This window comes from Streptomyces sp. NPDC042002 (genome assembly GCF_055588305.1).
The window spans coordinates 52459-68053 of record NZ_JBVJCT010000044.1 but is presented as its reverse complement, the minus strand read 5'-3'; the positions used below and the strand labels follow the sequence as shown (position 1 = coordinate 68053).

The following is a 15595-nucleotide window of genomic DNA, read 5'->3' as shown; positions in this document are numbered from 1 at the left end:
TACGACACCCAGATGGCCGACCAGCTCGACGCGGCCATCGAACAGAACGGCAAGGGCGACCTCGCCGCACTCCTCGCCGGCGGCGACACCTGGACCGTGCGCTCGACTCCGGACAGCCGCCCGGGGTTGTACTTGCCCGCGACGGCCGGGACGTCGTTCAGACAGGCTTAGAGTGCCCCCGTGAATGTTGATGATCTTCAGTGGCAGTCGAGCAACCTCGGTGGTGTCCTGCCGCGGATTGTGGACGAGATCCTGGAACGTGGCGGTCTTGAGGTGTTGGTGGAGGCGGCACGTGAGCGCGAGGACTGGTTCTGCGCTGTGGGTGCCGTGCGGGGGCTTTGTGCGGCAGGGGAGTTCGGGCGGGCCTGGACGGTTATGGAGCCGTTCGCGGCGTCGGGCTGGCAGCCGGCGGTGCGGGCAGGGGCCGATGTTCTCCTGCGGTGGAACCGCGTCGAACAGGCGTTGGAGCTGACGTACCCCGGCGGGCGGGGGCAGGAGAGCGGTGACGTGTGGCGGGACTACGCCGCGGCGTTGGTCGGGGCCGGGCGGGTGGACGACGCGATCGGCGTGCTCGTTCCGTGCCTGCGTGACTGGGGGGTGCTGCGTGGTCTGGTGGAGATGACCGAGGGGCAGGGATGCGACGAGCGGGTGCTGGAGGTGCTCGCCCCGATCGCCCAGGAGTTCCGGAGTGACCCGACGCAGCCCGGCGTAGGTGACCTGTGGGAGGTCCTGCCCGCACAGGCCCGGGTCCTGGAGCGGTCCGGCCGCGTGGACGAGGCGATCCGGCTGCTCGGCGCGGACGTGGCCGCACGCCGGTACGGGCCGGTGAACAACGTCGAGTTCTATGCAGAGTTGCTGGCCCGGCACGGTCGGGTCGAGGAACTGCGCGACCTCGCCACCGGCACCCATGCGTCCACCGTCGCAGTGACGTACGTAAAAGTCCTGGAGAACCTGGGCCGAGCCGGCGAAGCGGAGACGTACCTGCGCGACCTCATCGCTGCCAAGCATCCGGGCTGGTACGAGAGCGTGCTGATGGAACTGCTCATCCGCCAGGGTCGCCTCGATGACGCCATCGAGGCGGTGAAGCACACGTTCGACGACCTCTACGACGGAAACCTTCTCCAGTCGACCTTGATCGTGCTCGCCGACCAGGGCCAGCACGACAAAGCCATTGCGCTCACGCAAGGACGCAGCCCCGAGTTCCTCGCCGAGAACGAGGCGTACTGGCTCCGGTCCAACCGGTGGTGGCTGATGGGAGAGGCGGGACGCGCCCGGGAAGCGATCGCGGAGATCGAGGCACTGCCGGCCGACGAGGTCGACGACCGCGAACTGACCATCGCCTGGCTGCTCGCGCAGGACGGCTGCGTTGAGCAGGCCATCGCCCGCCTGCGCCGGCTGCCTGGCAAGCGGGCCGCAACCGACTTGGCCGAACTGCTGATCGGGCAGGCGCGCTTCGCCGAAGCTGTCGCCGTCATCCCCGACGTGGCCGCCCAACGGGATGAAGAACAGCGCTTTTGGACGGACGGGACGGAACAGAAGGAGACGGCTCCATCCGGTAGCGGCGACGGGTGGGGCGACCCTGGGGCGGCCCCGAATACCGCGCACTTGGAATGACGCCCCCGCCAGTCGGCGCCGACACCTGGACCGCCGATGAGCGCAGAGTCTTCGGCAACGACCTCGAATGCCCTCAGCTCCTCGTCGCTTCGGAGTCCTCCAAGTCCAGGGGGCGACGTTCAGATCGGCCGCAGCGTCCCTGAACGTCCGCCTGCCGGCCGAAGCACGCCACAACGCGATCGCGTCGGACCGAAACTCCGCACAACGGGCTCCTGTCGAGGGCTGCTCTCCACAGTCCGCCTCCAGCCGCTTGTCCGGGCGGTGGGCCCGGAGTCTTCACGACGCCCGTACCTCCAGCTCACGCAGTTCGGCCGCGGCCTCCGCCTGCCGGGGGCTGTTGAGCCTGCGGAGTGCCTCGTGGGCGGCTAGCAGGGTTCGGCGAGCCTCGTCGTAGCGGGCCAGGTGGCGAAGCACGATACCGAGGTCGAGACGGGTGGTTTCGGCCCAGGTGGCCATGTTCATGGCATCGAAGATGTCCAGCGCCTGCTGAAGCGGTCGTTCGGCCTCCGGCCAGCGTCCCAGTGCCGCAAGGTCGTTGCCGATCTGCTGCCGGACCGCGGCGAGGTACACGGTGATCAGCTCGGTCGGTCGTCCGGGCACCTCCGTCCGGCAGATCGCCTCGCTGCGCCGGTGGATGGCCAGGGCCTCCTCGGCGCTGCCCGACTGACGCAGGTAACTGCCCAGCGTGTTCAGGGCGGTGAGTTCGGCGAGGCGGCCCTGCACGGAGGTCTGGTCGGCAAGGCAGACGGCGGCGGCGCGCAGCCGGGCTATGGATTCCTCGGCCCGGCCGGTGCGTTGCAGCGCCGATGCCCCGTAGCCCAGTGCCCAGCCCATCTGGAGCCGGTCCCCGATCTCGTGGGCCACCTCCAGGGCGGCGTCGGCGGTGACGAGCGCGGCGTCGGGGTCGTGGACGCAGTTGTTGTACGACCAGGCCAGGAAGTTCAGCTGGACGGCCTCGTCCTGTTTGCTGCCCAGCGCGCGGGCCGCCTCGACCCCGTGCCCGAACAGCTCCACCCACAGCTCCCAGTGCTGGTTGAGATCGGAGAACCAGTGCATGGCCCTGGCCGTGTCGATCACCTGCTGGTGGTGCCCTCTGGCCTGTGCGTGGTGTAGGGACGCGAGCCACTGGGCCCGCTCGGCCTCCAGCCAGGCGCGGGCTTGGTCACGGTCGGCTGGTGCGCCGGCGGGGTCCGGATCGCCGTGGGATGAGTCTTCGTGGGGGTCGGCGTCGAAGCGCAGCGCGGCGGCCGTGGCCCGGCGCAGCATCCATTGTGCCGTCCGGTCCAGTGCGGCTCGGGACACCTCGGCGCCGTCCTCGATGGTCAGTTGTTCGGTGGCGAAGAGCTTCAGGAGGTCGTGGAAGCGGTAACGCTCGGCGGAGGCGTCGGACTGCAGCAGCCCGGCGTCCGTCAGTTCTTCGGCGCACCGGGCCGCCTCGTTGACCGGCAGGTCGGCCAGGAGGGCGGCGCTCTCGGGGCCGAAGTCGCCTCCGGCGGCCAGGGAGGCCCGGCGCAGTACGGTTCTGGCGGCCGGGGCCAACTGCCGGTAGGACAAGGCGAAAGCGGCTCGTACCTGAAGGTCTCCGACCTGGAGCGTGTCCAGGCGGCGGCCTTCCTGGGCCAGTTGGGCGGCCAGCTTGCCGATGCGCTCGTGGGGCCTGCCGGCGAGGCGCTGTCCGGCGATCCGTACGGCCAGGGGCAGGAGTCCGCACAGGTCCGCGAGGTCGCGGGCGGCCTGGGCCTCCTGCCGTATCCGCTCGGGGCCGATGATACGGCTCAGCAGCTCGACCGCCTCCTCCCGGCGAAACAGTGCGAGGTCGCTGCGGTGGACCGATTCGAGACCGGCCAGGGCGTGGCGGCTGGTGACGATCGTCAGGCAGCGCCCGGCGCCGGGAAGCAGGGGGCGGACCTGGTCCTCGCCGGCCGCGTTGTCCAGCACCAGCAGCAGTCGCCGGTCGCGGAGCACGGACCGCAGGAGTCCTGACCGGTCGTCGGCCGAGGCCGGGATCGCCTGCTCGGCCACGCCGACGGCCCGCAGCAGGGACGCGAGGGCGTCACGCGCGGCGGTGGGTTCCGGGTCCATGCCGTGCAGGTCGAGGACCAACTGTCCGTCCGGGAAGTGCGGCGCGAGGTGATGCGCGGCATGGACCGCGAAGGCGGTCTTGCCGAGGCCGGGCTGTCCCGACACCACGCTGATCGCGGAACGGCCGGCGTCAGGGCGCTCGACCAGGGCGAGCAACCGGGCCAGGGCCGGACCACGCGAGACGAAGTCGCCGACGTCACGCGGCAGGGCCAGCGGGTTGTGGGCTCGCGGCCCGGCGGCCGGCCGCGGGCGGGTCCGTCCCCGGCAGGCGGCCCGCTCCAGCTCCGCGGCGGTCTCGTCGTCCAGGCCCAGACCGGCGGCCAGGGCCTGGACGGTGCGCTGCTGCGGTCCTCGGGAGCGACCGCGTTCCAGATCCGCCAGTGCGCGCACGCTCACCCCGGCGGCGTGGGACAGCCGCTCCTGACTGAGCCCGGCGCGCGTGCGCAGGGTCAGCAGCAGCCGCCCGAACTCCTCTGTGACCGGTACGGCATGTCCCATGTCGAATCTCCCTGTTCAGCGCTGTCCGGCCTCGAACAACCGCTTCCCGGCAGAAGTATGACGGGCCGTAACCCTGCCGGAAGAACTGCCTGGTGCCTCTCGGAGTCCGAATGATCAACTTGACCTGTTCGCACGAGAGGGCCGGACCTGCGGATTCCCGGCAGGGTCCGGGCACGGTGTCGGTGACAGCGCTGAGACCGGCGGGCCGAGTACCGAAACGATGTGATGCGGATCATGCCGCGGGTGTTCCCCCGGAGGAGAGGAAATCGTGGAGCGAGTCGACCACCTCGCCCGCTGCCGGGCGGGCGTGCAGTTCTACGGGCCACCCCGCCGGTCCGCGGGCCGCACGTCGTTATGTTCAAATGTGGAGGCGAGATGCCCAAGCCAATAGAGGGCCGCAGGCTCGTTGTCCTCGATTTCGGCGGTGTGATCCGGGATTCGTCCGCCGGACTGCACGAGGGTTACCGGGCAGGATTCGCAAAGGTGGGACTGCCTTTTGACTTCCGGATCGCGGACACCTGGCACATGAGGGGAATCGGCAAGTACGACATCGGCCTGGAGTGCCTCAAGGTGCTCCTGTCCCTTCAGTTGGCGGGCGAGAACCGGCGCCTCCCGGAAATCCTGGAATCACCGGACGCCGAAGCCGCTCTCGATCGAATCGCGGCAGCTCTCGACGACGAGAGGGCCAAGCTGGCCGAGCAGATCCGGCTGGGCTACAAGGACTTCTTCAATTCGGCTGCGGCCGGGCTGCTCGTCGACATCTACCCGGATGCAGAGGAATCCGTCCGAAGACTGAAGAGAAAAGGCTACCTGCTGGCGCTGCTCACCAACGGGAACCGGGTCACGGTCGACCGCGACCTGCCTTTCGCCGACGTGTTCGACGTGATCGCCTCCGAGGACGATGTCGCGGCGAAGAAGCCGTCCGGGAAGGGGCTCGTCCACATCATGGCCGAACTCTCCGTCACGGCGGACGACACCGTCTTCGTCTGCGACGCTCCCAACGACATCCATGCCGGGAGGGACGCCGACGTCGCCTGTGTGGCGCTGCTGAGCGGGATGGGGCTGCGTCCGCACCTGGAATCCGCGCGGCCCGACCACATCGCCGCCGGTCTGGGGGAGTTCGTCTCCGGGCTGCCGGTGTACGCCACGCTCGACAACACATGGCGCGCAGTCGCCGTCGGAGGGTCATAGCCATGGGATTTCACGGAAGAGTAGCCATCGTCACCGGATCCTCCCGGGGCATCGGCCGCGCCGTGGCCGAGCTGTTCGCCGGCGAGGGCGCCCGCGTCGTGGTGAACTACCGCAGCGATGAGGAGAACGCCGAGAAGGTGGTGCGTGACATCATCGCGAACGGCGGCGAGGCGACGGCGGTACAGGCCGACGTCTCGGACCCCGACGACGTGCAGCGCCTGTTCAAGGAGGCGCTGGCGACGTACGGAACCGTGGACGTCCTGGTGAACAACGCGGGAATCCTCCGGTCGAAGCCGTTCCTGGAACTCACCAGGCAGGACATCCTCACCACGCTCGAAACCAACTTCGTGGGCGTGGTCCTGTGCGCCCAGCAGGCCGCGAGGATCATGCTGGAGCGCAAGTCCGGCAGGATCATCAACATCGCCTCGGTCAGCGGACTCGACAACTTCGGGACCGCGGGCAACATGTCCTACGCGGCCTCCAAGGCGGCGGTCCTCAACTTCACCGGTGTGCTGGCCAAGGCCCTGGCCCCGCACGTCCTGGTCAACACCGTGGCCCCCGGCTTCGTCGAGACCGGCATGGGCCATTCCCCGGAGTACGAGAAGCTGGTGACGGCGGTGCCCCTGGCGCGGTTGATCCAGCCGCGCGAGGTCGCCGAGGCCTGCCTCTTCCTCGCCTCCGACGGGGCCGGCGCCATGACCGGGGAGACCATCGTCATGGACGCTGGGTTCCGGCTTCGATGAGTGGGGGCGGAGGCATGCACGACTGCGTCATCATGTGCGGCGGGCTCGGCACCCGGTTGAGGCCACTCACTCACGATGCGGTGCCGAAACCCCTGGTGCGGGTCGGTGGCCGAGAACTCATCCGCTATGCCTTCGACCTCCTCGACCCGGCCTTCATCCGCCAGGTGATCCTGGCGGTCGACCATCACGCCGACCGGTTCCAGGCCTGGCGGGAGTCCGCGGCCCTGCCGTACGAGACCAGGCTCTCCTTCCAGGACCGGCCCGGTTACCTCAACGCGGTCGAGTGCGCCATGCGCGAGTCGGGCGCGGAGACGGTGCTCTTCTGTCACGCGGACGAGATCAAACCCGGCCTCCGGCTCGATCTCGCCCTGGAGCACCACGTGTCGTCGGGGCTGCCGGCCACGGTGGTCGCCACGTACGCGGACCGGCTGTACCGGCACTGGGTCGTGTCCGCCGACGAAGCCTCCCAGCAGGTGACGGACATCGCCATCTGCCCGGACGCCTACCGGCGCGCCCCGGACCAGCGGGGACTGGTGCTCGCCGGCGCCCTGATCCTCGACAAGGCGGCGCTCCCGCGGTTCGACCCGGAGCTGAGCATCGACTACCTGGGGATCGTCCGGCCGCTGATCGACGCCAGAGAGCTGGGCCTCTACGTGAGCCCGACGGAAGCGCTCTTCAACATCAGCACGCAAGAAGAGTACGAGGACGCTGTCGCCTACGTCTCCGGCGTACTGGCCGGCTGAACGCGACCGATGGAGGTCTGACATGCAGGATTTTGAGGATTCGTCACCCATCGCCGCCGACCGCGAGGCTCTGCGCGGCAGGCTCCGTGAGGACGGTTACCTGTTCTTCCGCGGTCTGATGGACCGCGACGTCGTGGGTGAGCTGGCGGCACTGACGCTCTCGACGCTCGGTGAGCACGGTTGGTTCGAACCCGGTACGCGGCAGTTCACCCTGCCGCCCCGCAAGGGGGAGGAGGGCAGGTCACCGCACGGCGACCCGGGTTACGAGGCAGCGGTGGCCCTGGACGCCTTCCAGGGGCTGAGCTACAACGCGGAGCTGAGGCGGCTCATGAGGACGCTCATCGGCGATGACGCGTTCCCGCTGCCGTCCTGGGCGCAGCGCACCGCCGAGAACCCCTATCCGGCCCGCGCCAGTGTGCTGCGCACGGTGTATCCGCAGTCTCTGGTGCCGGTGCACAACGGCATGTACGAGCACCAGGACTACCGAGTCTTCGGCGTGGTGGACATGTTCACCGCCTGGGTGCCGCTCGTACCGATCGACCGCACCATGGGCGGGCTGGCCGTGCGCGCGGGCGGACACGCCCATGGTCTGCTGACCGACCGCCGCCTGGTGGGCTCCGACGACGGATGGAGCACGACCGACTACGAGGTCGGCGACGTGCTGGTGTTCCACGCCCTGACGCCGCACGCGGCACTGCCCAACAACAGCGACCGCCTCCGCCTCTCCGTCGACACCCGCTTCCAGTCGACGAAGGCACCGCTGGTCGGTGCCTTCGCCTACGGCATGCGCGACAGCGCGGAGTTCATCGACGCCCCCTTCATGCGCAGCGGGTGGTGGGAGCCGGTGCCCGACACGGTGAAGGTGATCGAACGCGAGCTCTTCGAGTCCGAACCGCCCCTGACCGCCTCCGATTTCGTCCCGGTCCCGGGACACCCGGACACTGCCGCGCTCGACCGGGCACCTGTGCTCTGAATTACGGACCGAGTGTCCGCGGATTTCAACCTCTGCCCGAAAGAGCAGTATGGAGAATGAAATTCCCTGCCCTTTCGGGGTTGAATTCCGAGGGAATCGCATGGGATTATCGAGATAGGAAATTCGAATGGCTGGGGAGGTGTGATGCGGCAAAAGGAAAGTGCGAAACCGCTTTATGAAAGGCTGGCCGAGCTGGCGGCCGAAATGCCGGACCACTCCGCCGTCGTGGAGGTTTCCGCCGGTGGAAGGCGCCGGGAGATCTCCTACCGGGAATTCGTGGACGGGGTGTCGGAACTCGCCGGCCTCTTCCGGGAATGGGCCGGCGAAGAGGGTGCCGTCATCTGTCTTCCCTCGACGGTGTCCGCCTCCTCGGCGAGGATCATCCTGGCCGCCCTGTGCGCGGACGTGACGATCTTCCCGCATTCGCCGGAACTGGTGGGCGAAACCCTGGCCGAGGCACTGCGCCGAGCGGGACTCGATCCTTCCACCCGCCGTGCGCAGGTCCCCGCGGTGTCGGGATCCGGCGCGGAGTCCACCGTCGAAGTGCGGCTCTCGCGCTGGGTGGACGGGGCCGGGAAGCGGCGCCCGCGCTACCTGCTGGCCACCAGCGGGTCGACCGGGGTGCCGAAGATCGTGCCGTGCTGGGATCTCGGAGCCTACGACCCGCGGACCGTTCCGGACATCGTGTTCCGTGCGTGCGGCTGGCGGAGCGGACAGAAGCAGCTCATCACGCTTCCGATCTACCACATCGGCACAGTGGCTGCGCTGGTGCAGGGCGTGCTCGACCGGAACCAGATCTTCCTGGCCCATCGGCTGGACCCCGAGGATCTGCTCGGCGTGATCTCGGAGCGCCGGATCGAGTGGCTCATGCTGACCCCGAACTACCTCAGGAGCCTCCTGCCCGCCGCCGAGGGCAGCCCCGAGCGCCTGAGCAGTCTGAGGGGGCTGCTGCACACCGCGCTCCCGTGTCCGGCGCCGCTGAAGCATGCCTGGCTGGACCTCCTGGGAGGCGATCGCCTCTTCGAGATGTACGGCGGCACCGAGGGCGTCGGGGTCACCGTGATCAGCGGCGCCGAGTGGATCAAGAAGCCCGGATCGGTCGGTCGCGGTCTCCTGACGGAGATACGGATAGGTGACGACCAGGGCCAGGAGCGGGGCGACGACGGAATCGGCCGGATCTACCTCCGCCGGCTGGGCGGCTCGGCCCGCGTCCTGTCGGAGACCCCGTGGCTGGAGCGCACTCCCGACGGTTTCGTGAGCCTCGGTGACATGGGCTGGGTCGACGACGACGGATACCTCTACGTCTTCGACCGCGCCGCGAACCGGGCCGCCACCTCCACCGGGTTCACCTGGCTCGGCCGCCTGTCGCTCGTGCTGCGCAGCCATCCGGACATCCTGGATGCCGAATGCATCGCGCTGGAGGGCGCGGGCGACGACGGGGACGGGATCGGGGTCATGTTCGTGCCGCGCGACCCCGTGGGCGGCGTCAGCCTCTCCGAGGTCCGGGCCTTCTGCGCCACGCAGCTGGCCGGACAGGAGTTCCCCCGGATCTGCCTGCGGGTGGACGAGATCCCCAGGTCGGAGATCGGCAAGCCGGACGCCGTGGCGGTGAAGGAGATCTTCGATTCGACCAGGGATGCCTCATGACCCGACAGCTCGACGTCTCGCTCTTCCGTGAGACCTGCCCCGACGTCCTGGGCGCCCTGGTGCGGGAGGCCCCCGAGCCCACCGTTCACTTGTCGACGCCCGGCCGGCGGTCCGGAGTGGAAGTCCGTGCGGCGTTCCGCAGGTGCTACGGACTCGACGTTCGGCGGGTGCGGTTCGTCGAAGGGCTCCGGTGGCCGGCGAAAGGCTGGTGCGAGGACCTTCCCGAGGCTCTCGGCACGGCCCCGCAGGCTCACGCCGAATACGCCTACGTCCCCCCTTCGGATCCACTGGAGCAGGCGCTCGTGGATTTCTGGGAAGAGCTTCTTGAGGCTCGGGGACTGGGTGTGTGGGACAGCTTCTGGGAATGCGGCGGGGATTCTCTCGGAATCGTCGAGACGATCACTTTCCTGGCCGGCGAATACGACGTCCACATCGGCTTCTTCGAGATCGGCGACAATTTCACCGTCGCCCGGCTGGCGACGCTCGTCCGCGAGCGGTCGCCGCGATAGAGACTCGTCCACTTCCTGGACCTCCGTCGGTTGACGAAGGCTCCCGGGAGTGGATGACAACACCGGAACCAACGCTCAAGGAGGTGAATCATGGAGTACTTCGACACTGAGGTCGTGGACATCGAGTCCCTGTCCGACGACGCTCTCGACGACATCGTCGGTGGCAGTGGCCGCTGCGTTAGCTAAGTAAGAACTGGTTCTTGGCCGGCACCCGGGTTATTGGGTGCCGGCCAAGAACTTCAGTGATGTGGAGACAATGAAAGTGAACCACCAGGGCCGGGAAACAGCGCCGCTCACACTTCCGCAGCTTTCGATGTTCCGGGCCCTGCGTGACGACATGAGAGCCCCGTCGACCGTCGAGGTCTCCTACCGCATCGAGGGCCCCCTCGACGTACCGGCGTTCGTCGCGAGCGTCGGCGATGTGATCCGGAGCCACGACGCGCTGCGTCTGGCGGTGTGCGGGTGCGGAGGCGCCGGGCCGCACCAGTGGGTGCGGGACACCCCGCCGCTGGGCGAGTTGGTCACCTGCCGGCGGGTCAACGCCTCGTCCGAGAAGCACTTCTCCCGCTACGTCGTCGGCCTGGCGGCGAAGGACGCCAGCGACAGCTGGGACCCGCGGGCAGAGTTCCCGTTCCGGCTGAGGCTGCTGCAGTACTCGCCGGAGGTCCACGCCTTCGTCGCGACGTTCTCGCAACTCGCGGTGGACGGCAGTGTGCGTGCGGTCTTCGGCCAGGAACTGTGGCAGGCGTACCGGCGGCGGCGCGGCGGAGAGCGTGACGCCACCCCCGTGCCGGGCCCACAGTTCCTGACTCCGGCGGCAGACCACGACCGTGCGGCTGACGACGCGCGCACCACGGCCGACTTCTGGCGGCACCAGTACGCCCGCCTGCCCCGGGGCGGCTGGCCTTCCCCGTCCGCCGAGCCGGATACGGCGCAACCCGGCGTCCTGGAACTGGACTTCGCCCTCGACGGGGAGGAACTCCGCTCGATGCGGAGCTCGGCGAGAGCGCACCGCGCCACCGAGCCCGTCTGGATCCAACACGCCCTGGCCGCAACCATGTTGAACCACACCGGTGCGGACTCCCTGGCGCTCTGGCAGCCCGTGGACACCCGGAGCCTCCGGGAACGAAGGGTCCTCGGCATGTTCACGCTGAGCCTGCCACTGGTCGTGGACCGCCGCGCCACGGCGCTCGAACTCCTCCGCGCGCTCACCGACGACTGGTTCGCCGTCCTGAAGCACCGCCGGGTCACCCGCGAGATCGCCGCGACGAGCGGGATCGCCGATCTCGGCTCGCTGGTAGGGGGGCCGGAACGCACGGTGCGGCTCGCCTACGTGGGCCACCCGCAGCAGACGATGAGGACCACGGTGAACGATCTCGTGGTCAGCTACGGCACCTACGCTCTCGCGCGCGACCGCGCCGTCGACGGCGTCCATCTCAAGATCGGCAGCTGGGGAGACCGGGTCGAGTTCCACCTCACCTTCAACCGGTCCCGGTTCACCGATGACGCCGCCCACAGGACGAGGGCCGACATCGAGCGCGTCCTGGTGGGCTGAGCCCGCGCCGGATGCCGCACCCCTCCGATGATTCCGCTACTTCCGAAGAGAGCCGCCGTTCATGATCGAACCCGATGAGGCGACGACCGGACCAGGGCAGTCCGAGCCCGCGGCGTCGGCCCCCCTCGGCCGGGCCAGGTTCAGCCGTCAAGCCGCCGAGAAGCGCGCCAACGTCCGTCGCTGGGGAGACGCCCTCACCCTGCCCGGACTGCGGGAGGAACGGCAGGACAAAGGCCTGCGCCGACTCGTCGCAGCGCTCTCGAACCTGGTGCCGGCCCGGCGCGGCGCGAAGGTGCCGGTCCTCTACCAGACCGAGAGCGCCGACTGCGGTCCCACCTGCCTCGCGATGGTGCTGGCCTTCCTCGGCATCGACGTGGACATCACGGACGTACGGCGTCGGCTGGTCGGCGGTCTGGGAGGAGTCTCGGCGCGGGCGTTGCTCCAGTCGGCCCGACACTTCGGGGCGCTCGGGCGCGGCGTACGCGTCGGGGTGGGCGGCCTCGGCCGCCTGCGGCCCGGCAGCATCCTGTTCTGGAACTTCAACCACTTCGTGGTACTCGAACAGGTGACCTCCACGCATGTCTTCATCGTCGACCCTGCCGTGGGAAGGCGACGTCTCAAGCTGTCCGAGGTCGCGGACGCCTTCACCGGAGTGGCGCTCGAATTCGAAGCACCGCTCGTCGAGCGCGCACCGGTGCGGCGCCGCAGGCCGGGCGTCGCGCACAGCTCCTGGCGCTACCTCAGCCTGTTCGTCACCCGGGACCGCCGCTGGATCAGCCTGGTCGTCGCCTCGTTCCTGCTGATCGTCTTCAACTTCGCGACACCGTTCGCCACCTCCTACGTGGTCGGCGACGCGAAGGAAGGAAGCGGACCGGGGCAGGCGATCGTCATCCTCGTCAGCGCGATCGTGGGGTGCGTTTCGTTCGCGCTGCTCCAGATACTCCGTGGCCTGTCCCTCGTCGCACTCCAGTCGCTGGCGGACCGCCGCGTCACGCTCGGCGTGTTCGGGCATCTCCTCTCGCTCCCCTACGACTACTTCACCAGGCGGAACCCCGGAGATCTGGGGATGCGGGTCCGCACCAGCACATCGGTCCGTCAGGTGCTGACGAATGCGGCCCTCTCCGGCATCTTCGACGGCGTCCTGGTGCTCTTCTACCTGACCCTGCTCCTGATGGTCGACCTGCAGTTCGCCCTGCTCAGCATGGGGCTTGCCGCGGTGATGGTGGCTGTCCTCGTCCTGTTCTGGAGGAAGCAGCGCTACCTGTCCGCCGAGGAGCTGGAACACCAGTCGATCGCGGAGGGCGACCTCCTCGAACTGCTGGACGGGCTTCAGACGATCAAGGCGTGCGGCCTGGAGGACACCGCGCACGATCGCTGGAGCCACACCGTGGTCGACGAGATCAACTATCGGGGGCGGAGCCGGCGCAACCAGGTCATCGGTACGGCGATGAGCGCGACGATCCAGTTCTTCGCCCCGCTCGCGGTACTGGCCCTGGGGTGCCACCGGATCGCGACCGGCTCGGACTCCCTGAGCGCGGTGGTCGGGTTCACCACACTCGCCGTCGGGATGTTCATGCCCCTGGCGAACCTCGTCCAGAGCGCACTGCAGGTCGCCGGTCTCGGTGCGTCACTCGCCAGGCTCACGGACATCCTGGGCACAGAGCCGGAGGAACGCCCCTCCGACGCCAGGGACCTGGAGGACGTCAGCGGACCCGTCGAGGTGCGCGAGGTCTCCTTCAGCTACACCGGGAGCAACGCCCCGGTCCTCAGCGAGGTCGACGCCCGCTTCGAGGGCGGCACCTTCACGGCCGTCCTCGGCAGGTCGGGCTCCGGCAAGTCGACGCTGGCGTCGGTCATCGCCGGACTGCAGATCCCGAGCAGCGGCTCGGTCTTCCTGTCCGGGGTGCCGATGGCCGAGATCGACCGGGTGTCGCTGAGGCGCTCGATCTCCTACATCTCCCAGGACGCGAGGCTCTTCGCCGGCACGATCCGGGAGAACATCACCTTCGCGCAGCCCGGGGCGCCGCTGGACGACGTGATCCAGGCGGCGAAGTCGGCCTGCGTCCACGAGGAGATCATGGCGCTCCCGATGCGCTACAACACCCAGCTCGGCCCGGGGGGACTCGGTATGTCGGGTGGGCAGCGTCAGCGCATCGCCCTGGCCCGCGGGCTGATCCGGAAGCCGCAACTGCTCGTTCTCGACGAGGCCACGAGCGCGTTGGACAGCGCGACCGAGAAGGCGATCTTCGACGGGCTGGCCGCGTTCGACCAGACCTTGATCGTCATCGCGCACCGCCTGTCGGTGCTCGAAGCCGCCGACCAGGTGATCGTCGTCGATGCGGGCCGGATAGCCGCCCAGGGAACGTACGAGGACCTCGTCGCCGAATCTCCGATCATGCGCACGCTGATCGCCGGCCACGGGGAGCAGCCGGCCTAGGGCATGCCCCGTCCGACCACCGCAAGAAGGCGGCCCAGCCGGCCGACCCGATCCGACCCGCAGACCGAAGGGAACTTTCGTGCTCTCCGAAGCAAAGAACAAGATGTTGACCCAGGTCGGCCCGGGAACTCCCATGGGCGAACTCCTGCGACGGTACTGGCATCCGATCGCCGCCGTTTCGGAGCTCGCCGAGAAGAGGGTGAAGCCGGTTCGGCTGATGGGCGAGGACCTGGTCCTCTACCGCACCGACGACGACGAGTACGGCCTGATCCAGCGCCGGTGCCCCCACCGCGGCGCGGATCTGGGCCAGGGCTGGGTGGAGGGCCAGAGCCTGCGCTGCTCGTACCACGGCTGGATGTTCGACCAGGCGGGAACATGCGTCGAGCAGCCCTACGAGGACATGGCGGCATCGGACTCGCCGTTCCGGTCCAAGGTGAAGGCCGACGCGTACCAGGCCGTCGGCTTCGCCGGGATGGTCTGGGCCTATCTCGGGCCGGCTCCGGCGCCGCTCATACCGGCGTTCGAGCCGTTCACCTGGGACCGCGGGTTCGTCCAGGTCATCCTGGCAGAGCTGCCGTGCAACTGGCTGCAGTGCCACGAGAACGCCGTGGACCCGGTGCATTTCGAGTGGCGGCACACCAACTACGTGGCCCGTGAGGCGAACCCCGTGGATCCCGAGCGCGGGCCCCGCCACCAGAGCATAGAGTTCCGGGAGTTCGAGTTCGGGATCGTGGTGGCACGCCAGGCGGAGATGGTCAGGATCCCGTCCGCTCCGGTCGCACCGACCAGCCGGCTGGAGGACAGCGGGGTCGCCTGCCTGTGGCCCAACGCCCTCTACGTCGGCAGCAGCATCGAATGGCGTGTCCCGGTCGACGACACGCACACGCTCAACATCGTCTGGCACTACTCGGCGACACCGACGGACATGCCCGAAGCCGAACCGGGCCCCATTCCGTACTGGTACGGCCCCGTGTTCGACAGCGACGGCGAGATCCTGACGAGCCACATCCAGAACCAGGACTTCGCGGCGTGGATCGGACAGGGGGAGATCGCAGACCGCACCAGTGAGCGCCTCGGCCGCAGTGACGAGGGGATCATCATGCTGCGCAAGAGGCTCTTCGCGGACATGGAGCGGGTCGGGCGCGGTGAGGACCCGCAGGGCATCGTGCGTGATCCCGAGTCGAACAAGTGCATCACCCTCCCGCTGGACGTGCACCAGGTCTACAACAGCGAAGGTTCCGACCGCGCCTTCTTCGAGGAGCGCCTCAAGCGGGTGTTCAACTGGCGGCTGAGCGACGACCCGTCCTACGTCCCCCAGGCGGGACAGCCCGCGCCGGTACGGCACGCGTTCGAGAAGGCCATGGGCATCAGCGAGGACTTCCTCAAGTGCCCATCCCCTCGAACTGCGGAGATCGTCTAAGCGGCCGGCTACGAGGCGGAGTTGGCCCGGTGGTCGTGCTCGTAGTCGATCGGACTCCGATATCCACACACGCCGTGTAGCCGACGGCCGTTGCAGAAGCCGGTGATCCAGGTCGCGATCCGCAGCCGGGCCTCGGTGCGGGTGGCGAAAGCGCCGGGAGCCGTATTCGCTGCCGCGGTCGCT

General features: G+C 68.8%; 11 protein-coding genes. 10 read left to right on the top strand and 1 reads right to left on the bottom strand.

Annotation, left to right across the window (positions count from 1 at the left end):
* Positions 1-180: 180 nt before the first annotated feature.
* Positions 181-1614 carry a tetratricopeptide repeat protein gene (locus tag ACZ6KY_RS37030; protein WP_469314651.1) on the top strand — a complete coding sequence of 478 codons (1434 nt, stop codon included), beginning with the start codon at positions 181-183 and terminating at the stop codon, positions 1612-1614.
* Between the two features lie 276 nt (positions 1615-1890).
* Here the strand turns inward: ACZ6KY_RS37030 and ACZ6KY_RS37025 are convergent, their stop codons facing one another.
* On the bottom strand, positions 1891-4194 hold the full coding sequence (locus tag ACZ6KY_RS37025; protein ID WP_469314650.1) for a helix-turn-helix domain-containing protein: 2304 nt from the start codon (positions 4192-4194) through the stop codon (positions 1891-1893).
* 375 nt (positions 4195-4569) lie between these two features.
* Between ACZ6KY_RS37025 and ACZ6KY_RS37020 the strand changes: the two genes are divergently transcribed.
* The 9 genes from ACZ6KY_RS37020 to ACZ6KY_RS36980 all read left to right on the top strand — a co-directional run bounded on the left by ACZ6KY_RS37020 (position 4570) and on the right by ACZ6KY_RS36980 (position 15412).
* Entirely contained in the window at positions 4570-5385 is an 816-nt protein-coding gene (locus ACZ6KY_RS37020) for an HAD family hydrolase (protein WP_469314649.1), read from the top strand.
* A gap of 2 nt (positions 5386-5387) precedes the next feature.
* Positions 5388-6128: an SDR family NAD(P)-dependent oxidoreductase gene (locus ACZ6KY_RS37015; RefSeq protein WP_469314648.1), complete on the top strand. Its 741-nt coding sequence runs from the start codon at positions 5388-5390 to the stop codon at positions 6126-6128.
* Positions 6125-6871: a nucleotidyltransferase family protein gene (locus ACZ6KY_RS37010; RefSeq protein WP_469314647.1), complete on the top strand. Its 747-nt coding sequence runs from the start codon at positions 6125-6127 to the stop codon at positions 6869-6871. The genes ACZ6KY_RS37015 and ACZ6KY_RS37010 overlap by 4 nt, the downstream gene beginning before the upstream one ends.
* A 22-nt stretch (positions 6872-6893) precedes the next feature.
* Positions 6894-7844 carry a phytanoyl-CoA dioxygenase family protein gene (locus ACZ6KY_RS37005; protein WP_469314646.1) on the top strand — a complete coding sequence of 317 codons (951 nt, stop codon included), beginning with the start codon at positions 6894-6896 and terminating at the stop codon, positions 7842-7844.
* Between the two features lie 144 nt (positions 7845-7988).
* On the top strand, positions 7989-9491 hold the full coding sequence (locus ACZ6KY_RS37000; RefSeq protein WP_469314645.1) for a class I adenylate-forming enzyme family protein: 1503 nt from the start codon (positions 7989-7991) through the stop codon (positions 9489-9491).
* On the top strand, positions 9488-10000 hold the full coding sequence (locus ACZ6KY_RS36995) for an acyl carrier protein (protein ID WP_469314644.1): 513 nt from the start codon (positions 9488-9490) through the stop codon (positions 9998-10000). Before ACZ6KY_RS37000 ends, ACZ6KY_RS36995 begins: the two co-directional genes overlap by 4 nt.
* 256 nt (positions 10001-10256) lie before the next feature.
* Complete coding sequence (locus ACZ6KY_RS36990) at positions 10257-11555, top strand: condensation domain-containing protein (RefSeq protein WP_469314655.1); 1299 nt, start codon at positions 10257-10259, stop codon at positions 11553-11555.
* A 61-nt stretch (positions 11556-11616) separates the two neighbouring features.
* Positions 11617-13992: a peptidase domain-containing ABC transporter gene (locus ACZ6KY_RS36985; protein ID WP_469314643.1), complete on the top strand. Its 2376-nt coding sequence runs from the start codon at positions 11617-11619 to the stop codon at positions 13990-13992.
* 79 nt (positions 13993-14071) lie between these two features.
* Positions 14072-15412 (top strand): Rieske 2Fe-2S domain-containing protein, encoded by a 1341-nt coding sequence (locus ACZ6KY_RS36980; protein ID WP_469314642.1) that lies wholly within the window; start codon positions 14072-14074, stop codon positions 15410-15412.
* Positions 15413-15595 lie beyond the last annotated feature (183 nt).